The sequence below is a fragment of the Streptantibioticus rubrisoli genome, assembly GCF_024436055.1.
Taxonomy (GTDB): Bacteria; Actinomycetota; Actinomycetes; order Streptomycetales; family Streptomycetaceae; genus Streptantibioticus_A; species Streptantibioticus_A rubrisoli.
On the sequence record NZ_JANFNH010000032.1, the window covers coordinates 32,592 to 51,235 of the forward strand.

Annotated in this window: 20 protein-coding genes; 6 read left to right on the forward strand and 14 right to left on the reverse strand. The window is 71.7% G+C overall.

What is annotated here, in order from left to right; all coding sequences use genetic code 11:
- Positions 1-127: 127 nt before the first annotated feature.
- From NON19_RS22920 to NON19_RS22930, 3 genes are read right to left on the reverse strand one after another with little or no spacing between them, the layout of a single operon-like run.
- Complete coding sequence (locus tag NON19_RS22920; protein ID WP_255930801.1) at positions 128-898, reverse strand: DUF3710 domain-containing protein; 771 nt, start codon at positions 896-898, stop codon at positions 128-130.
- Between the two features lie 2 nt (positions 899-900).
- A complete protein-coding gene (gene dut / locus NON19_RS22925) occupies positions 901-1,446 on the reverse strand; it encodes a dUTP diphosphatase (protein WP_255930802.1) in 546 nt (181 codons plus the stop codon).
- Complete coding sequence (locus NON19_RS22930) at positions 1,443-2,048, reverse strand: PaaI family thioesterase (RefSeq protein WP_255930803.1); 606 nt, start codon at positions 2,046-2,048, stop codon at positions 1,443-1,445. The genes dut and NON19_RS22930 overlap by 4 nt, the downstream gene beginning before the upstream one ends.
- Positions 2,049-2,197: 149 nt before the next feature.
- On the opposite strand from NON19_RS22930, the gene NON19_RS22935 reads away from it, so the two are divergent.
- Positions 2,198-2,644: a DUF3093 domain-containing protein gene (locus NON19_RS22935; RefSeq protein WP_255930804.1), complete on the forward strand. Its 447-nt coding sequence runs from the start codon at positions 2,198-2,200 to the stop codon at positions 2,642-2,644.
- On the opposite strand, the gene NON19_RS22940 is transcribed toward NON19_RS22935, so the two are convergent.
- From NON19_RS22940 to NON19_RS22955, 4 genes are all read right to left on the reverse strand, one after another.
- Positions 2,631-3,398, reverse strand: a complete 768-nt coding sequence (locus tag NON19_RS22940; RefSeq protein ID WP_255930805.1) for a hypothetical protein — start codon at positions 3,396-3,398, stop codon at positions 2,631-2,633. The two genes, NON19_RS22935 and NON19_RS22940, sit on opposite strands and share 14 nt — an antisense overlap.
- A 14-nt stretch (positions 3,399-3,412) precedes the next feature.
- Complete coding sequence (locus tag NON19_RS22945) at positions 3,413-3,712, reverse strand: DUF4193 domain-containing protein (protein ID WP_255930806.1); 300 nt, start codon at positions 3,710-3,712, stop codon at positions 3,413-3,415.
- A gap of 418 nt (positions 3,713-4,130) precedes the next feature.
- Positions 4,131-5,402 carry a sensor histidine kinase gene (locus tag NON19_RS22950; RefSeq protein WP_255930807.1) on the reverse strand — a complete coding sequence of 424 codons (1,272 nt, stop codon included), beginning with the start codon at positions 5,400-5,402 and terminating at the stop codon, positions 4,131-4,133.
- A gap of 6 nt (positions 5,403-5,408) precedes the next feature.
- Entirely contained in the window at positions 5,409-6,062 is a 654-nt protein-coding gene (locus NON19_RS22955) for a response regulator transcription factor (RefSeq protein WP_255930808.1), read from the reverse strand.
- A 295-nt stretch (positions 6,063-6,357) separates the two neighbouring features.
- On the opposite strand from NON19_RS22955, the gene NON19_RS22960 reads away from it, so the two are divergent.
- Entirely contained in the window at positions 6,358-6,531 is a 174-nt protein-coding gene (locus NON19_RS22960) for a hypothetical protein (RefSeq protein WP_255930809.1), read from the forward strand.
- Between the two features lie 123 nt (positions 6,532-6,654).
- On the opposite strand, the gene NON19_RS22965 is transcribed toward NON19_RS22960, so the two are convergent.
- Both NON19_RS22965 and NON19_RS22970 read right to left on the reverse strand, forming a co-directional pair.
- The gene (locus NON19_RS22965) at positions 6,655-7,452 is read right to left on the reverse strand and encodes an inositol monophosphatase family protein (RefSeq protein ID WP_255930810.1); all 798 of its coding nucleotides are present in this window, start codon (positions 7,450-7,452) and stop codon (positions 6,655-6,657) included.
- A gap of 35 nt (positions 7,453-7,487) precedes the next feature.
- A complete protein-coding gene (locus NON19_RS22970) occupies positions 7,488-8,603 on the reverse strand; it encodes a ferrochelatase (protein ID WP_255930811.1) in 1,116 nt (371 codons plus the stop codon).
- A gap of 153 nt (positions 8,604-8,756) precedes the next feature.
- Here NON19_RS22970 and NON19_RS22975 point away from each other — a divergent pair, with 153 nt between their 5' ends.
- Together NON19_RS22975 and NON19_RS22980 are read left to right on the forward strand one after the other, a co-directional pair.
- On the forward strand, positions 8,757-10,001 hold the full coding sequence (locus NON19_RS22975; RefSeq protein WP_255930813.1) for an MFS transporter: 1,245 nt from the start codon (positions 8,757-8,759) through the stop codon (positions 9,999-10,001).
- Entirely contained in the window at positions 9,955-11,280 is a 1,326-nt protein-coding gene (locus tag NON19_RS22980) for a D-arabinono-1,4-lactone oxidase (RefSeq protein WP_255930815.1), read from the forward strand. The genes NON19_RS22975 and NON19_RS22980 overlap by 47 nt, the downstream gene beginning before the upstream one ends.
- 19 nt (positions 11,281-11,299) lie before the next feature.
- Here NON19_RS22980 and NON19_RS22985 read toward each other — a convergent pair whose 3' ends face one another.
- Positions 11,300-12,217 carry a hypothetical protein gene (locus NON19_RS22985; RefSeq protein ID WP_255930817.1) on the reverse strand — a complete coding sequence of 306 codons (918 nt, stop codon included), beginning with the start codon at positions 12,215-12,217 and terminating at the stop codon, positions 11,300-11,302.
- A gap of 472 nt (positions 12,218-12,689) precedes the next feature.
- Between NON19_RS22985 and sepH the strand changes: the two genes are divergently transcribed.
- The gene (sepH, locus tag NON19_RS22990) at positions 12,690-13,781 is read left to right on the forward strand and encodes a septation protein SepH (protein WP_255930819.1); all 1,092 of its coding nucleotides are present in this window, start codon (positions 12,690-12,692) and stop codon (positions 13,779-13,781) included.
- A 428-nt stretch (positions 13,782-14,209) separates the two neighbouring features.
- Here the strand turns inward: sepH and NON19_RS22995 are convergent, their stop codons facing one another.
- Positions 14,210-15,025 carry a sulfurtransferase gene (locus tag NON19_RS22995; protein ID WP_255930821.1) on the reverse strand — a complete coding sequence of 272 codons (816 nt, stop codon included), beginning with the start codon at positions 15,023-15,025 and terminating at the stop codon, positions 14,210-14,212.
- 204 nt (positions 15,026-15,229) lie between these two features.
- Between NON19_RS22995 and NON19_RS23000 the strand changes: the two genes are divergently transcribed.
- Positions 15,230-16,009 (forward strand): VOC family protein, encoded by a 780-nt coding sequence (locus tag NON19_RS23000; RefSeq protein ID WP_255930823.1) that lies wholly within the window; start codon positions 15,230-15,232, stop codon positions 16,007-16,009.
- 61 nt (positions 16,010-16,070) lie between these two features.
- On the opposite strand, the gene NON19_RS23005 is transcribed toward NON19_RS23000, so the two are convergent.
- From NON19_RS23005 to NON19_RS23015, 3 genes are all read right to left on the reverse strand, one after another.
- Positions 16,071-16,721 carry a thymidine kinase gene (locus NON19_RS23005; protein WP_255930825.1) on the reverse strand — a complete coding sequence of 217 codons (651 nt, stop codon included), beginning with the start codon at positions 16,719-16,721 and terminating at the stop codon, positions 16,071-16,073.
- 114 nt (positions 16,722-16,835) lie between these two features.
- The gene (locus tag NON19_RS23010) at positions 16,836-18,035 is read right to left on the reverse strand and encodes an alkaline phosphatase family protein (RefSeq protein ID WP_255930827.1); all 1,200 of its coding nucleotides are present in this window, start codon (positions 18,033-18,035) and stop codon (positions 16,836-16,838) included.
- Positions 18,035-18,631, reverse strand: coding sequence for a DUF5998 family protein (locus NON19_RS23015; protein WP_255930829.1), 597 nt, complete (start codon positions 18,629-18,631; stop codon positions 18,035-18,037). Before NON19_RS23015 ends, NON19_RS23010 begins: the two co-directional genes overlap by 1 nt.
- Positions 18,632-18,644 lie beyond the last annotated feature (13 nt).

Below are 18,644 nucleotides of genomic sequence, written 5' to 3' on the forward strand. Positions count from 1 at the left end.
TCGTACCACCGGTTTTCTTGCGTTTTGAAGGCGTTACCCAACCGCGTCTGAATCGCGATCCTCAGCGGCCTCGCGGCCGCAGGCGGGGGTGCCTCTTCCTCGGGGCAAGCCCCCGAACGCCCCCTGGCTACCGGACTTCCGTGATCTCCGGACCGCGCCGCATCGGGTCGATGCCGTCGGAGAACTTGCCCTGGGCCGCGTGGTCCTGGAGCCCCTCCGGCATCATCTGGGCGTCGTCGGGCAGCTTCAGCACGACGGGGTCGCGCGGCGCCATCGGCGAGTCGCCGCGGTTGACCACGGTGTCCCGGAAGATCTGCTCCAGCACACCGGCGGCCTGCGGGTGCACCGCGCCCTGACCGGAGATCACACCGCGCAGGAACCAGCGCGGACCGTCACAGCCGACGAAGCGCACCAACTGCACACCGTTGGTGCCGTCCGGCAACTGCACCGGGACCTGCGCCCGCAGCTCCCAGCCGAGCGGACCCTCGACCTCGTCGATGACCCCGCCCTGCTGGGTGATCCCGGAAGCGATCTCATCGCGCACCTCGCCCCAGATCCCCTCGGACTTGGGCGCGGCGAACGCCTGCAGTTGGATGGCGCTGTCCTGGAGCACGACGGTCGCGGCGACGATCGCGTCGCCCGCCACCTCCACCCGCAGCTCCATGCCCTCCACGCCGGGCACGAACAGCCCGCCGAGGTCGACCCTGCCCTCGGCGGGGTTGCTGACCTCGCTGATGTCCCACGGTCCGTCCGGACGCGGGGCTGGCGGCAGGTTGTAGCGCCGGGACTCCTCCGGCTCCTCTGACGCGTCGGCGTCCTGTGTCGTCTCGTCCGGACCCGCCTCTTCGGCGAGCCCGTCGAGGGCGTCTTCGCGCTCCTTGCGGCGACGACGGAACACGGTCACTGTCCTTCCCGGTCTGCGGCGACCGAAGCGTAGCCCTTACCGATCGTTGAACCCGTCGTGCGAGCCGCCGACCCCGCCACCGAGGCATGTCCCCCAGTGGAACCGAAGCCCCCATCGGCCCTCGCAGAGCCGGGCAGCTCCGCGACCTCGTGGAAGCGGACCTTCTCGACCTGCTGGACGACCAGCTGGGCGATCCGGTCGAACCGCTCGAACCGTACGCTCTCGCGCGGGTCCAGGTTGACCACAATCACCTTGATCTCCCCACGGTACCCGGCATCCACCGTCCCGGGCGTATTCACCATGGAGACACCACATCGGGCGGCGAGGCCCGAACGCGGGTGGACGAACGCGGCGTACCCGTCGGGCAGCGCGATGGCGATGCCGGTGGGCAGCACCATCCGCTCGCCGGGGGCCAGTTCGGCGGCCTCGGTGGTCACCAGGTCGACGCCCGCGTCGCCTGGGTGGCCGTAGGACGGGATCGGTACCTCGGGGTCGACGCGGCGGATCAGTACGTCCACCGGCTGGCGTGCGGCGGCGCTCACGGGTTCACCTCGAAGGCGCGGGCGACCTTGACCTGGTCGGGGTCGGCGAGGGCGGCGTTGATCTCCTGGGGGCGGCCGTGCTTGGTGAAGTGCTCGAGCTTCACCTCTACGAAGACGGCGTCGGCGCGTACCGCCACCGGCCCGTCGGGGCCGCCTATCCGGCCGACGGCGGAACCGTAGATCTTGCGGCCCGCCACACCCGTGCAGTGCGCCTGCAGGTGCAGCGTGGCGCCGACCGGAACAGGACGCAGGAAGTCGGTCTCCAGGCGGCCGGTGACCGCGATGACCCGCAGCAGCCAGTTCAGCGAGCCCAGCGTCTCGTCCAGCGCCAGCGTCAGCACCCCGCCGTGCGCGAGCCCGGGCGCGCCCTGGTGGGCGGGGCGCACGGTGAACTCGGCGGTGACGGTGACCCCCTCACCGGCCCGTGCCTGAAGGTGCAGTCCGTGCGGCTGGTCCTCGCCGCAGCCGAAGCACTGGTCGTAGTGCGCCCCGAGCAGCGTGCCCGGTGCGGGGGCCTCGGGGTGGCGGACCGGTGGGGTCGCGTCGGGCGGTGGCGCCAGCGCGGCGGCGACGCCGCGGTCGGATCCTGTAGCTGCACTCACGGCCCGAACCCTACCCTCCTGCGGGTGCGGAATCCGTACAGTGCGCACAGCAGATCGAATCGCCCATCGCGTACCGGAGCGGAGCGTTCCCGTCCGCGGTGGCAAGAGTGGCCGAACGCGTTCATAGCCGCGCATGTCAAGCTGTTGCCATGCAGCCTTACGACGAACGCCTCACCGTGCCGCGCTCCTGGTGGTTCCTCGCCGTGGTCGGCGGGATCGGAGCCGCGCTGATCGCGCTGCCGTTCGGGACGCTGCCGCTGCTCGGTGTCTTCGTCGGGGCGACGGCGCTGTTCCTGGCGTTGGTCAGTTCCTACGGTTCGGCGCGGATCCGGGTGGTGGCCGGTTCGCTGGTGGCTGGGGATGCCAGGATTCCGGTGGAGGCGCTGGGCGAGGCCGTGGCGCTGGACGCCGAGGAGGCCCGGGCGTGGCGCACGTACAAGGCCGACATGCGGGCCTTCATGCTGCTGCGCAGCTATGTGCCGACCGCGTTGAAGGTCGAGGTCACCGATCCGCAGGACCCGACGCCGTACCTGTATCTGTCCACCCGGTCGCCGGAGCGGCTGGCCGCGGCGCTGGAGGCGGTCAGGGCCCGCTAGGCGTGTCCATGGCGTCCCAGGGGATCTGCCGTTGCCGTAGGTCGGCGCGGACCCGCTGGGCGAGCCTGCCGGTGTCGCGACGGTTCAGGACGGCGCCCACCGTCGCGCCGATCATGAAGGGCGTGATCGCAGGCAGGTGGCGCGCGGTGCGCTTGACGATCCGCTGGCGCAACTCGCGCTTCATCTGGCCGCTGAGCGCGACATTGACCGAGGACGGTCTGGTGATCTCTATGCCGCGCTGCGTGGTCCACGCGCCGAGGTAGGCGGCGGCGCGCTGGCGGACCGTACCGGTCGCGGGCACGCCGTAGACCTCGTGCAACTCGGCGATGAGCTTGAACTCCACGACCGCCACCGCCAGCGTCTCGGCCGCCAGCTCGGCGGTCACGGCGGGCGGCACCGGGAGCATCGCAGCGGCGCCGACGCCCGCGCCGACGGCGGCGGTACCGGTGGTCGCCCCGACGACCAGCCGGTCGGCGATCTCCTCCGGGCCTAGGCCGGGGAACTGGGCCCGCAGCGTGGCCAGGTCACGTACCGGGATCCGTGGCGCGACGTCGATCAGCCGCTCGGCGAGCAGTGTGGCGCCAGCCCGCGCGCCGCTGCCCACGCGACGCACGAGCGAGGCCTCGCGCCGGGCGCTCACCGCCGCCCTGTCGGGTGGCACGGCGCGCCGCCGGTCAGCGAAGCCTCGCTCGCCGTCATGTGCCGCCGGAGCGCCGACCTTGCCCTTCTTCCGGAACGGTACGGGGCCCGCCACGGCTACCCCGGCCGTCAGGCCGCGCAGTCGCGGCAGATCGGCTGGCCGTTCTTCTCCTCGGCCAGCTGGCTGCGGTGGTGCACCAGGAAGCAGCTCATGCAGGTGAACTCGTCCGCCTGGCGCGGCAGCACCCGCACCGAGAGCTCCTCGTTGGAGAGGTCAGCGCCGGGCAGTTCAAGGCCCTCGGCCTGCTCGAACTCGTCGATGTCCACGGTGGACGTCGACTTGTCGTTCCGCCGGGCCTTCAGTTCCTCGATGCTGTCTTCGTTGACGTCGTCATCGGTCTTGCGTGGCGTGTCGTAGTCGGTTGCCATGGCGCTCTCCCCCTCTGGGTGTTTGCGGTATCTCCAGCGCACGTAACGCGCGAGGGGCCGGTCTTGTGCCCGACCCGAGGCGGAGATTTTGCCTCACATCAAGGCCTGTTACTCAATCGACACCCAACCGCACCCCCGAAGAGGTGATCGGGTGGGCTGTCTATCAGGACCGAACACGGTCCGAATGTCGCACTTCAGTCACGCCGTCACGTGTACTTCCCGTGATCATGACCTGCGGAAACATGGATTTTTCGGCTTTTTACGCAGGTGAAGTGATCACTCAGCGTATACATGACCGAAATCGCATGTGCGATCGGTCACAGGGGCCCAAACGGCCGGACAGATCAGAAAATTCCGCCCGAAGCGAACGGGTTCCGGGCGCGTCGCACAGTACCGCCCGAACGGGTTACCCCGCAGGTCACCCGGCAGATCCCAGCGGGATGGCGACCCGCATCACCAGCCCGCCGCCGTCCCGGGGCGTGGCGGTGATCGCGCCGCCGTGCGCCCGGGCCACCGAGCGGACGATCGACAGGCCGAGACCGACGCCCTTGTCGCTGTGGGTGCGCTCGGTGCGCAGCCTGCGGAACGGCTCGAAGATGTTGTCCAGCTCGTAGGCCGGGACCACCGGGCCGGTGTTGGCGACCGTCAGCACGGCCTGACCGTCCTCGGTGCCCGTGGTGACCTCCACCCAGCCGTCCGGCACGTTGTAGCGCACCGCGTTCTGCACCAGGTTCAGCGCGATCCGCTCCAGCAGCACGCCGCTGCCGCGCACCACCGCGGCCTCCAGGTGCTCGCTGCGCAGGGTCACGCCCTTGGTGACGGCCTCGGCGCGGGTCTGGTCGACCGCCTGGGAGGCCGCCTCGGCCAGATCGACTGGTTTGCGCTCCACCACCTCGTTGTCGCTGCGGGCGAGCAGCAAGAGCCCTTCCACCAGTTGCTCGCTGCGCAGATTGGTGGCCAGCAGCGTCTTGCCCAGCTGTTGCAGATCGGGCGAGGCGTCGGGGTCGGCGAGCTGCACCTCCAGCAGGGTGCGGTTGATCGCCAGCGGGGTGCGCAGCTCGTGGGAGGCGTTGGAGACGAAGCGGCGCTGTGACTCGAAGGACCGCTCAAGCCGCTGGAGCATGTCGTCGAAGGTGTCGGCCAGTTCCTTGAGCTCGTCGTCCGGGCCGTCCAGCTCGATCCGCCGGGACAGGTCGGAGCCGGCCACCGCGCGGGCGGTACGCATGATCCGGCCGAGCGGCGCCAGCACCCGCCCGGCCATCACATAGCCGAAGGCGAACGCGACCACGGTCAGGCCCAGCAGCGCCAGCAGCGACTGCCGCAGCAGATGGGTCAGGGCCAGCTCGCGCTGCTGCCGCATGCAGTCGTTGAGCGCGTTGGTGAACTCGTCGGGCCCCGCGTTGACGGGCAGGTTGGGACAGGCGTCCGTGGTCACCCGCAGGGTTCCGGCGGTGATCCGGAACGGCAGCGAGCTGGCCTGGTGCATCGCCTCGGCGTCGAGCAGATAGTTGATCAGCAGCAGCAGGATGCCCGCGATCAGGAACATCCCGCCGTACAGCACCGTGAGCCGGATGCGGATGGTCGGGCGCAGCCAGGGCGGCCTGTGCTGCTCGGGCGGACGGGGGGCCCACGTCGGCTTGGGCGGAGCCGCGGGCGCAGGCCCCGGTGCGGGGGAGGAGGAGACGGCCATGGTTGATCAGATCCGGTATCCGGAGCCGGGCACCGTCACGATGACGGCGGGCTCGCCGAGTTTGCGGCGCAGCGTCATCACCGTCACCCGCACCACATTGGTGAACGGGTCGGTGTTCTCGTCCCACGCCTTCTCCAGCAGCTGCTCGGCCGAGACCACCGAGCCCTCGCTGCGCAGCAGCACCTCCAGCACCGCGAATTCCTTGGGCGCCAGGTGCACCTCCTTGCCGTCCCGGAAGACCTCGCGCCGGTTCGGGTCCAGCTTGATCCCGGCCCGCTCCAGCACCGGCGGCAGCGGCACGCTGGTGCGGCGGCCCAGGGCGCGCACCCGTGCGGTCAGCTCGCTGAACGCGAACGGCTTGGGCAGGTAGTCGTCGGCGCCGAGCTCCAGGCCCTCCACCCGGTCGCTGACGTCGCCCGCGGCGGTCAGCATCAGGACCCGGGTGGGCAGCCCGAGGCCGACCAGCTTGCGGCACACCTCGTCGCCGTGGACCACGGGCAGGTCGCGGTCGAGCACCACCACGTCGTAGTCGTTGACCCCGATGCGCTCAAGGGCGGCGGCGCCGTCGTAGACGACATCGACGGCCATGGCCTCCCGGCGCAGGCCGGTGGCCACGGCATCGGCGAGCAGCTGCTCGTCCTCGACGACGAGTACGCGCACGGGGCAGGTTCCTTCCACGAAAACAGACTGGGTGTCCCTCCATCCTGCCTTGGATGCCCATAAAACACCGGTAAGCGGCCATGGCGGGAGCGCGGGAGAAGGCCCGGCGGGGCGGCCGTGAGGCCTTCGGCAAATTTCTCCGACATGAGGAGGTTTCCGTTCCGCCGAGGCAGGGGAAGACGAGGGCAACCCCGCGGTCACGACCCACACCTCGCGCGTACCCGTTCGCGCTCACAGTGATCGCCCAGAGCAGACAGACCACCTTGTGCCACCGACGACGACGAGGGGGCGCCTCATGGACGCATTCACCACCGGAATCATGCAGCGCATACGGAATGCCGAGTCCGACCTGCACCGTGCCCTGGAGACCGGAGACGAGTTCCTGGCCGAGGTGGAGCAGGGCGAGCTGGACGACCTGCACCGCCTCGCCGCCGAGCACGGTGTCGTGGTCGACCGCCAGGTGGCCTGATTCCGCCAGGCGAAGGCGCGGCTTCGCGCCTTTTTTGTTTTAGGGACCGGATCACCTACAGGCCGCGCCCCGGACGCCTCACCGAGGAGTCCGGGGCGCGGTCGCGCTACGGCCCGGCGCGGGTCAGTCGCGCCAGGCGCCGAGCTCGTCCAGCAGCCCCTGGAGCGGTTCGAACAGCCCCGGCGGCGCGGCCACCGTCAACTCGGTGGCCGCCGGCTGGCCCGGCCTGCCCCCGGTGAGCGCTCCGGCCTCCCGGGCGAACAACTCGCCCGCCGCGTAGTCCCAGGCGTTCAGCCCTCGCTCGTAGTAGCCGTCGAGCCGACCGCAGCCCACGTCGCACAGGTCGATCGCGGCCGACCCGCCCCGGCGGATGTCCCGCACCCGCGGCAGCAGGGCGCGCACCACCTCCGCCTGGGCGGCCCGGCGCTCGGTGAGGTAGCCGAAACCGGTGCCGATCAGCGCCTGCTCGAACCCGGGCGCGGGACGACACCGCACCGGCGCGCCGTTGACCTGGGCGCCGCCGCCCAGCACCGCCTGGTACGTCTCCCGGCGCATCGGCGCGGCCACCACGCCGACGACGGTACGCCCGTCGCGCTGCGCCGCGATGCTCACCGCCCAAGAGGGAAGCCCGTAAAGGTAGTTGACGGTGCCGTCGAGCGGATCGATGACCCAGCGCACCCCGCTGCGGCCCTCGACGCTGGCGCCCTCCTCCCCCAACAGGCCGTCGTCCGGGCGCCGTTCGGCGATGATGCCGGTGATCAGTTTCTCCGCGGCGATGTCCATCTCGGTCACCACGTCGATCGGGCTGGTCTTGGTGGCGGCCACCCCGAGGTCGCCGGGCCTGCCGTCGCGCAGCAGCGCGCCCGCGCGCTCGGCGGCCTCCAGCGCGATCGACAGCAGTTCACGGTCCAGGTCTGTCACGACGGTCCTCTCGTACGGCATCGGGCCGGGTGGTCTCAGTCAAGGCCCGCGGCGGCCGGGCGCGGGCTGCGGGCCGGGCAGCAGCCGATCGGGCAGACGTCGTGGCTGGGCCCCAACTCGCCCAGCGCGCACCGCTGTACGGTCTCGCCGCACTCCACCGCGGCCCGCTCCAGCACCAGTTCGCGCACCGCGGCGGCGAACCGGGGATCGGCGCCCACGGTGGCCGCGCGGGCGACCGGCAGGCCCAACTCGGCCGCCTTGGCGGCGGCTTCGGTGTCCAGGTCGTACTTGACCTCCATGTGATCGGAGACGAACCCGATCGGCACCATCACCACCGCGGGCGCGCCCGCGGCGTGTTCGGCCTCCAGGTGGTCGCAGATGTCCGGCTCCAGCCACGGGATGTGCGGGGCGCCGCTGCGCGACTGGTAGACGAGCCGCCAGGGCCGCTCCACACCCGTCGCCTCCCGTACCGCGTCGGCGACCACCTTCGCGGTGTCCAGGTGCTCGGCGACATAGGCGCCGCCGTCGCCGTGGGCCTCGACCGGGCCCGAGGTGTCGGCGGCGGCGGTCGGGATGGAGTGCGTGGTGAACGCCAGGTGGGCGCCGGGCCGTACGTCGTAGGGCAGTTCGGCGAGGGCGGCGAGCACGGCGTCGATCATCGGCCGTACGAAACCGGGGTGGTTGAAGTAGTGCCGCAGCTTGTCCACCCGGGGCGGCTCGCGGCCCTCCGCGGCCAGTGCGGCGAGCGCGTCGGCGAGGTTCTCGCGGTACTGGCGGCAGCCGGAGTACGAGGCGTAGGCGCTGGTGGCCAGTACCAGGACGCGCCGGTGGCCGTCGTCCGCCATGGTGCGCAGGGTGTCGGTCAGATAGGGCGCCCAGTTGCGGTTGCCCCAGTAGACCGGAAGGTCCAGGCCGTGCTCGGCGAAGTCCTTGCGCAGCGCCTGCAGCAGCTCGCGGTTCTGCGCGTTGATCGGGCTGACCCCGCCGAACAGGTAGTAGTGCTGCCCGACCTCCTTCAGCCGCTCGCGCGGGATGCCGCGCCCGGCGGTGACGTTCTCCAGGAACGGCACCACGTCGTCGGGGCCCTCGGGGCCGCCGAAGGACAGCAGCAGCAGGGCGTCGTAGGGACTGGGGTCCAGCTGATCGGCCATGGCTCCGATCCTGCCATCCGGCACTGACAGCCGAGACGTCAGGCGGGCGCCGATCGTGCCGGAAAACCCCTTGCGCGCAGTTCGTAAGCTGTATAAGCCATCTACGCGCCTTACGCCGTCCGTCCCTCAGCTCACTGAGCCGCTGGAGAACCCGTGCTCACCCCCTACCGTGCGATATTCGCCGCCCCTGGCACCAAGGGGTTCTCGGCCGCCGGGTTCCTCGGCCGGATGCCGCTGTCCATGCTCGGCATCGGCATCGTGACGATGATCTCCCAGGTCAACGGCCGCTATGGGCTGGCGGGCGGGCTGACGGCGACGCTCGCGCTGGCCGCCGCGGCCATCGGCCCGCAGATATCCCGGCTCGTCGACCGGTACGGGCAGCGCGCGGTGCTGCGGCCCGCCGCCGCGGTGACGGTTCTCGCGGTGGCCGCGCTGCTGCTGTGCGTCCGGCTCGGGGCGCCGGACTGGGCGCTGTTCGTGTGCGTGACGGCGGCGGGCGGCACACCGAGCCTGGGGGCGATGGTGCGGGCGCGCTGGGCGGCGATCCACCGCGACGCCTCCCAACTGCACGCCGCCTACTCATTCGAGTCGGTGCTCGACGAGGTCTGCTTCATCTTCGGGCCGATCCTGTCCATCGGGCTGAGCACCTCCTGGTTCCCGGAGGCCGGTCCACTGCTGGCCGCGCTCTTCCTGGCGATCGGGGTCTGCTGGCTGACCGCCCAGCGGGGCACCGAGCCGGTGCCGCAACCGGGTGAGCACCGCACCGGCGGCTCGGCGTTGCGCTCGCCCGGGCTCCAGGTGCTGGTGGCGACCTTCACCGCCACCGGCGCGATCTTCGGCGCGGTGGACGTGGTCACGGTGGCGTTCGCCCAGGAGCAGGGCAACAAGGCGGCGGCGAGCGTGGTGCTGGCGGTGTACGCGCTGGGCTCGTGTTGCGCCGGGGCGGTTTTCGGGCTGCTGCGGCCCAAGGGCAGCGCTTCGCACCGCTTCCTTTTGGGGGTGTGCGCGATGGCCGTGAGTATGATCCCCCTCCAACTGGTCGGGAACCTGCCCGTCCTGGCCGTGGCGCTGTTCGTCGCCGGGCTGTCAGTCGCCCCGACGATGGTGACCACCATGGCGCTGGTCGAGCAGTTGGTGCCGCGCGCGCAGCTGACCGAGGGCATGACCTGGACGGGCACCGGGCTCGCTGTCGGGGTGGCCCTCGGCTCCTCCGCCGCCGGGTCGGTCGTGGACGCGTCCGGCGCCGGAGCGGGGTACGCGGTACCGGCCGCCGCCGGGGCACTGGCCGCGGCGACGGCGTTCCTCGGGCACCGCCGGCTGCGTCCGGCGCCGGAGCGGGAGGGGCCGCAGCGTGACGAGCACGACGAGCACCACCAGCGAGACGACTACGTGGCGTAACTGGGCCGGGAACGTGACCGCGCGACCGCGCAGGATCGTTTCTCCGGCCTCGGTGGACGAGCTCGCCGCCGCCGTGCGCCAAGCCGGTGAGGACGGACTGACCGTCAAGGCGGTGGGCACCGGGCACTCCTTCACCTCGGTGGCCGCCACCGACGGGCTGCTGATCCGTCCCGAACGGCTGACCGCGGTGCGCGCGGTGGACCGTGCGGCGGGCACGGTCACGGTCGAAGCGGGCCTGCCGCTGCACCGGTTGAACCGGCTGCTGGACTCCGCGGGGTTGTCGCTGACCAACATGGGAGACATCCAGCAGCAGACCGTCGCTGGCGCCACCAGCACCGGAACCCATGGCACCGGACGCGACTCGGCGTCGATATCCGCCCAGATCAAGGGAGTTGAGCTGGTCCTCGCGGACGGCTCGGTGCTGACCTGTTCAGCCGACGAGAACCCCGAGGTGTTCGCCGCCGCCCGGGTCGGCCTGGGCGCGCTCGGCGTGGTCAGCGCGATCACCTTCGGGGTGGAGCCGTCGTTCCTGCTCACCGCGCGCGAGGAACCGATGCCGTTCGACGCGGTGTTGAACTCGTTCGACCAACTCGTGGCCGAGAACGAGCACTTCGAGTTCTACTGGTTCCCGCACACCGACAACTGCAACACCAAGCGCAACAACCGCAGTCTTGGCCCGGCCGCCCCGCTGCATCCGGTACGCGGCTGGCTGGACGACGAGTTGCTCTCCAACGGCGTCTTCCAAGCGGTCTGCGCACTGGGCAAGGCCGTTCCGGCGACCATCCCGACCATCGCCAGGGTCTCCAGCCGCGCGCTGTCCGCGCGGACCTACACCGACACCGCGTACAAGGTGTTCACCAGCCCGCGCAGGGTGCGCTTCATAGAGATGGAGTACGCGATTCCGCGGGAGGCGGCCACCAGCGCGCTGCGCGAACTGAAGGCCATGGTCGAACGCTCCGCGCTGCGGATCAGCTTCCCCGTGGAGGTACGGGTGGCCCCCGCTGACGACATCGCGCTGTCCACCGCCTCCGGCCGCGACACCGCCTACGTCGCGGTGCACATGTACCGGGGCAGCCGCCACCAGGAGTACTTCACCGCGGTGGAGCGGATCATGACCGCCCATGAGGGGCGCCCGCACTGGGGCAAGCTGCACTCGCGCGACGCGGAGTACCTCGCGGGCGTCTACCCGCGGTTCGCCGAGTTCCAGGCGCTGCGGGACCGGCTGGACCCGCGGCGCCTGTTCGCCAACGACTACCTGCGCAGGGTGCTGGGCGAGTGAACGCCCATGGAGCAGCGGCTCATTGGGCGCCGGTACCCGAGCCGCCGCCCGGGGCCTGCTGGGCAGCGCCCGGCCGGGCCGAACCGCCGCCCGCGCCCTGACCGGCGCCGCCGCTGTCGCCGGTGCCCGAGCCGGGGCCGTGCGACGGTCCCGGCGACGGGGCCTGCGACGGCGAGGCGCTGGGGCCGACCGCGCCGCCGCCCTGGGACGGGGTGGCGCTCGGTCGTTCCGACGGCGTCGAGCCACTGGTTCCGGTTCCGGCCGTCGGGTCGTGCGACGGGATCGAACCGCTGTTTGCCCCGGGCTCGCTGGAGTCGGCGCTGGGCACCGTGCTCTGCTGGTGGCCGGGGGTGGACGGCGCATGGCGCGTGCCGCCGCCCTGGACCGCCTGGCCGACCGCGGTGTGCGACAGCGAGGTCCCGGTGGCCAGTTCGATCCCGGTGAACACTCCCATGGCCAACCCGAAGACGGCACCGGCCGCCAGCAGCGAGCGGCGCCAGCCGCGCCAGCGGGTGCCGTGCAGGGTCGACTCGTTGTACGACTCGTCGTGCGGCAGCCTCGGCATCAGCAGCGCGGTGTCCGGCTCGGCCCTCGGCACCACGGCGGTCGAGTCATCCGCCCGCGTCCTGGCGTACGCGGGGAGCACCGTGGTGGCGTCGTCCGCGGGGTTCGTGCGCCGGTTCTGCGACCGGGCCAATGGGGCGGTCGCGTCGCGCAGTTGTTCACCGGTGCGGCGGAAGAGGTGCTGGAAGATCGCGCCGCCGGTGGTGGCGAGCACGCTGACCACGGCCGCGCCGAGGATCGTTCCGTAGACACCCAGAAAGGACGCGAGGTAGGCAGCCACCAGGGCGGCGGCGCCACTTCCGGCTACTTGGGGCAGGCTGAGATCGATGCGCTTGTTGCCAGGTTCTGTACCGGTTTTCGCCTTGACATCCATCCCCGTCCCTTGTTTGTCGGTCTCATCCACCTTGCACACAGGAGGGACAGCCAAGCAAAGCCGTCAGTTCCATTTCTGAAGATTGTGTGAACATCACCACCCGAAAAGCGGACGCCCACCCGGAGTCCAGCCCAACTCCCGCCACTCCCCCGGAACATCGGCGGCGCGGTGCTGCACCGAAGTGGCCCGAATGGAGTACCGTTGCCAGCCCGTGCACCGGTTTCCCGTCCGGCTGCCCGGATCCTGCGGGAGGGGTCCCGAAGGTGCCATCGACCAGGCGCCGCCCAGCAGGACCGGCATCCGCGACAGTTCGTAACGCGGAGTGATGAAGCTCGTCACTTTCAGTTGCGAATAGGTAACCGTGCCATAACGGCGCGTTGGGGAAGGTGCCCGACACGCCGGGTAAGTCGGCAAGGTTGTGGCAGGCCGGAGTCGGGCAGGCCACACTCGTTCATCGGGAGCAGCGACGCACGTGACGTCGGCAGGCACCACCCGGGAGGTCCCCATGCCCGATCTGCGTGTCGTGGCCGTCAGCAACGACGGCACACGACTGGTGCTCAAAGCTGCGGACAACACGGAGTACACCCTCCCCATCGATGAGCGGCTGCGCGCCGCCGTGCGCAACGACAGGGCCCGCCTCGGTCAGATCGAGATCGAGGTCGAGAGCCATCTGCGCCCGCGTGACATCCAGGCCCGCATACGAGCGGGCGCCTCCGCGGAGGAGGTGGCGCAGCTCGCCGGTATCCCCGTCGAACGCGTTCGGCGGTTCGAGGGACCGGTGCTGGCCGAGCGGGCGTTCATGGCCGAGCGGGCCCGCAAGACACCGGTACGGCGACAGGGCGAGAGCACCGGACCGCAGTTGGGCGAGGCGGTGGCCGAACGACTGCTGCTGCGCGGCGCGGAGAAGGACAGCGCACAGTGGGACTCCTGGCGGCGCGACGACGGCACCTGGGAGGTGCTGCTGGTCTACCGGGTGGCGGGTGAACCGCACTCGGCTACCTGGACATACGATCCGCCCCGCCGACTGGTTCAGGCCGTTGACGACGAGGCGCGGGCGCTGATCGGCGAGACGGTGCAGGAGCAGCCGGAGCCGAGCTTCCCGTTCGTCCCGCGCATCGCCCGGCTGCCCCGGGACCGGCCGCTGGACCGCGCCACACCGCGCATCGACCGCGCCGACCGGGCGGCGGAGCGCGCCGAGCAGTCCGAGGAGCACCCCGAGGACGGCAAGGACTCGCTGACCAGCCTGCTGGAGGCGGTGCCGAGCTTCCGCGGCGACATGGTGGTGCCGGGCGTGTCCACCGGTTCCGAGGCGGCGTCCGCCTCCGGGCAGGAGGACGAGCCCGCGGCCGAGGAGGAGGCGCCGCCCGCACCGGCGGCCAGCGCGGGCGCCGGTTCCGCCTACGCGGACGTGCTGATGCCGCGTTCGGTGGCCGGTCACCGCGAGCGGCTGGTCGGCACCACCGACCGCCAGGCAGAGGCGGACGGGGTGCGTCCGGGACGGCGGGCCACGGTGCCGAGTTGGGACGAGATCGTCTTCGGCAGTCGGCGCAAGAAGCAGGACTAGCGCGCGCCTTGCGCGCGCTAGTCACCGGGTGCCGGTTGCGTGCCGCGTGGCGGCTTCCGTTGGGCTGCGGGTAGTTCGGCTTGCCGGACAGGTCGCGTCTGGTTGCGCGGCAGCCCCGGCGGCATAGGCGGTATCGGGCCGGTTGCGTGCCGTCGTGGTGGCTTCCGTTGGGCTGCGGGTAGTTCAAGACCGCCGAGCACGTTTGTGTGTGGTTGCGCGCCGTCGCGGCGGGATCGGGGCATGACATCGGCCCCGTTACCCGCCACGGCGGCGGATCTTCCGTTGCGTTGCGGATAGTTCGATACCGCCGGGCACATTTGTGTGTGGCTGCGCGCCGTCGCGGCGGAGCAGGGGGACAACGCGCCGCCGTGGCCGGACAGGACGAGGGGCGGTCGATTGCGTGCCGCCGTGGCGGTGACTGGGGGCCGCTACGGCGTGGGGCCCGTGGATACCGGGCGGGTGGGGTCGTGGCACCACTCGCTCCAGGAGCCCACGTACAGGGCCGCCGGAATGCCCGCTACCGCCAGGGCCAGTACCTGCTGGGCGGCTGAGACGCCCGAGCCGCAGTAGACGCCCACCTCGGTGCCCTGCTCGACGCCCAGGGCGGCGAAGCGCTTGACCAGCTCGTCGGGTGAGCGGAACCGGCCGTCCTCGGCGATGTTCTCGGCCGTGGGGGCGCTCACCGCCCCCGGGATGTGCCCCGCCACCGGGTCGATCGGCTCGACCTCACCCCGGTACCGCTCCGCCGCCCGGGCGTCGAGCAGCACGCCGGTGCTGGCCAGCGCCGCGGCGTCCTCGGCGGTCAGCAGCGGCAGCGCGCCCGGCCGGGCGGTGAAGTCGCCCCCGGCGGGCCGGGATTCGCCGGTCTCCAGCGGACCGGTCCAGGCGGGCAGACCGCCGTCCAGCACCCGTACGTCCCGGTGCCCGGCCCAACGCAGCATCCACCAGGCGCGGGCCGCCGCCCAGCCCTGCCCACCGTCGTAGACCACGACCGGCCGGTCGTCCGACACCCCGGCACGGCGCATCGCGGTGGTGAAGACCTCCAGGTCCGGCAGCGGGTGGCGGCCGTGCGCCCCGGGCGGACCGGCGAGTTCGGCGTCCAGGTCGACATAGCGGGCGCCGGGGATGTGCCCCGCCTCGTACTGCGGCCGTCCGGGCGGGCCGCCGAGCTGGTAGCGCACATCGAGGATCGTCAGGTCGTCGAGGGCGCTGAGCAGCTCCGCCGCTGAGATGATGGCATCCATGCCGCCATTGTCCCCGGCCCGCGGCCGGGGCGCCCAACCGTCGAACGGCGGCAACGGTCGCGCCTCGTACAAGAGATGACCAATCGGTCATTCTCCGTGCGGCACGGCGCGGTAGCGGCGCGGTGGGGGCGCGCAACGGGCCCAGTGGTGACAGCATCTTCTCTGGCTCGTCCCCCGCTAACCGTCGCGCGAGGAGAGAATCCGATGACCGACGTATCGGCCCGGCGCCCCCAGGGCACGCCCTGCTGGGTCAGCCTGTTGGTGCGCAGCCTGCCCGTGGCCGAGGAGTTCTACGGCAGTCTGTTCGACTGGGAGTTCCAGCCCGGCCCCAAGCACTTCGGGCCGTACGTCCGGGCGGTACGGGAGGGCCGCCTGGTCGCCGGGATCGGTGAGGGTCCCGTCGGCCGTGACCTGCCCGTCGCCTGGACCACCTACCTGTGCTCGCGGGACACCGACGCCACCTGCGAACTGATCCGCGGCTGCGGGGGCACCGTCGCCGTCGGGCCGTTGGACGCCGACGACGAGGCGGGGCGGATGGCGATCGCCGCGGACCCGAGCGGCGCGGTGTTCGGGGTCTGGCAGCCCAACACCCACCTGGGCGTCGGGGTGGTGGGCGAGCCGGGGACGCTGGCCTGGAACGAGCTGATCACCCGCGAGTCGTCCACCGTCGGCAAGTTCTACGCCGCGGTCTTCGGCTACGAGTCGCGAACCCTGGTCTCCGCCGACCTGGACCGGTCGACACTGTTGCTGGAAGGCCGTCCGGTGGCCGGGATCCACGGCGTCGGCCAGGCGGTGCCACGCGACCGCGGACCGCACTGGATGACCTACTTCGCGGTGGCGGACACCGACGAGGCGGCGCGCCGCGTGGTGGAGTTGGGCGGACGGGTGCTGCGCGGCCCGCACGACGCGGCGTACGGCCGCCTGGCCACCGTCGAGGACCCGCAGGGCGCGTGGTTCTCGGTGGTGAGGACCACCGAACCGTAAGGCTGGCCCGTGTCGTGTACTGCGGCACCGAGCCCGCCGCGCCCGCCAACGCCGAGGTCTGCTACGCCTGTTCCACGGGCAGCACGTCCGGCGACAACGCCGCCGCGCGGGCCGTGGCGGCCGTCATCCGGCGAATGTGGTGACGGCGGCACAGCACCTCGTAACCCACCTCGCCGCACGCCTGGTTGACATCGCCCACCACGACCTGGGCGCCCTCCACCACCATCCGGCCGTCCACGGTGCGGGCGTTGTGGGTGGCCCGGGCGCCGCACCAGCACAGCGCCTCGACCTGGAGCACCTCGATCCGGTCGGCGAGCTCCATCAACCGCTGCGATCCCGGGAAGAGCCGGGTGCGGAAGTCGGTGGCGATGCCGAACGCGTAGACGTCCAGCTCCAAGTCGTCCACCACCCGGGCGAGTTGGTCGACCTGCTCGGGGGTGAAGAACTGCGCCTCGTCGGCTATCACGTAGTCGACGCGCCCGCCGCCGGACAGCCGACCCACCACGTAGCCGTAGAAATCGAGGTCGTCGGTGGCCTCAACCGCCTTGGTGGACAGCCCCAGACGGGAGGAGAGCACCCCTGCGCCCGCGCGGTCGTCACGGGTGAAGATCAGTCCCTCAAGACCGCGCGCCGAGCGGTTGTGCTCGATCTGCAGCGCGAGCGTGCTCTTGCCGCAGTCCATGGTCCCGCAGAAATACACCAGTTCGGACATGGAGCAGCCACGAGCCTTTCGAGAAGAGGAGGTTGGCAGGGGTCGGCGGAGCCTGGGCAGGAGGCCTGGCGGGAAGCCGACCCGGCCCCCGTCCGCGTGGTGGGAGGCGCCGGATCAGGAGCGGACTTCGAGGAGCGGTACGAGCTGTTCCACCGGCGCGAGCGAGCCGTGCAGGCCGACCATCGAGGACTCCCCGGGCTCGTTGCGGGTGGCGACCACCGCGATGTCGTCCCGGGCCACCGCCACCACGTCGCCGATCCGGCCGTGCACCCGCTCGTCGACGCGCGGCCCGAACCACCCGGCGGCGATGGCCTGTTCACGGGTGGCCACCCACATCCGGTCGCCGAGCACCTCGCTCCACACCGCGTGCACATCGGCGGCGGCGCCCGGCACCGCGTAGACATGGCGGGCGCGTGCCTCGCCGCCGAGCAGCTCGACGCCCGCGCGCAGCTCCCAGTCCTCGTCGAAGTCGATCCGCGACTCGGGGTCGAAGGGGATGTCGACCATTCCGTGGTCGGCGGTGATGTACAGCGCGGAGCGCGGCGGGAGTTGCTCGGCGAGCCGCTGCGCCAGGCGGTCGACCATCATCAACTGGCCGCGCCAGGCGTCGGAGTCGACACCGTGCCGGTGCCCCATGCCGTCGAGTTCGCTGTAGTACGTGTAGACCAGCGCACGGTCCGCGGCGGCCAGCCGGTCGGCGGCGAGGTCCATCCGCTCCTCACCGGTGAGCCTGCCGTGGAACGTTCCGCCGGACAGCGCGATCTGGGTCAGCGGGGTGTGCTCAAACGCCGGTGCGGAGACCTGGCAGGTGGCGACCCCGGCGGCGTCGCTGAGCTGGAAGACCGTGGGGTACGGCTGCCACTGGTACGGGTCGGTCCACGGCTGCCAGCGCAACTGGTTCATCAGCTGGTGCTGTCCGGGTACGGCGACCGTGTACCCGGCCAGGCCGTGGGCGCCCGGGGGCAGTCCGGTGCCCACCGACGCCAGCGAGGTGGCGGTGGTGGACGGGAAACCGGCGGTGAGCGGCGTTCCGGAGCCGCCCAGCGAGGTGCCGAGCAGCGAGGTCAGGAAGGGCGCCTCGTCCGGGTGGGCCTTCAGCAGCTCCCAGCCCATGCCGTCCACCAGGAAGACGCACACCCGGTCGGCGGGCGTCAGCTCCAGGGCGGTGGCCGGGACGCCGGGCACCGAAAGGCCGCGGGCCAGTGCGGGCAGCAGGTCGGCGAGGGCGGCCGTGCCGTAACGGGGTGCGGGGGCGGTACGGATGTCGAGCGGCGCGGGGTAACCGTGCTGGCCGGTCGCGGCGGGCTGCGCCATCAGCGCTGCGCCGCACTGGTGGCGGCGGTGGCCTCGGAAAGCGCCTGGGCGAAGGCGAGCGTCTGGCGCACCGCCTCCGGTCCGTCGCCCGCCTCGCTGACCCGCAGCGAGAGGTCGTCGGCGGTGGAGGACCCGGTGAAGCCGTGGTCCGCGTCGCAGTTGGGGTCGCCGCAGGCGGCGGGCTCCAGATCCAGACGGCTGACGGCGCCCCACCCTATGGTGAGCACCACCTCGCGTGGCAGCGTGCCGGGGGTGTACGACTCGGGGTTGGCCACCACCCGGCTGACCACCACGGACGAGATCCGGCCTATCTTCACCGACTCGGTGGAGGTGGTGGCGTACGGGGTGGGCGAGCTGTCGTCGGCGCCCTGTTCGTCGGTGTGGCTGACCAGGAAGCGGGTGGGGGTCAGGACGAGGACGGTGACGTGGCGTCGCACCTCGTTGGCGTCGAACGTGGTTTCCTGGTTGACCAGGTACGCCACCACCGGTTCCCCGCCGACCGAGGCCTCCACGGCCTCCGCCACGAGCGCCGGGTAGTAGCCGCTGCGCTCGATCGCCGCGCGCAGCCCCTGAGTCGTCGTACCGGTCTTCGCCATGGCCACCATCTTA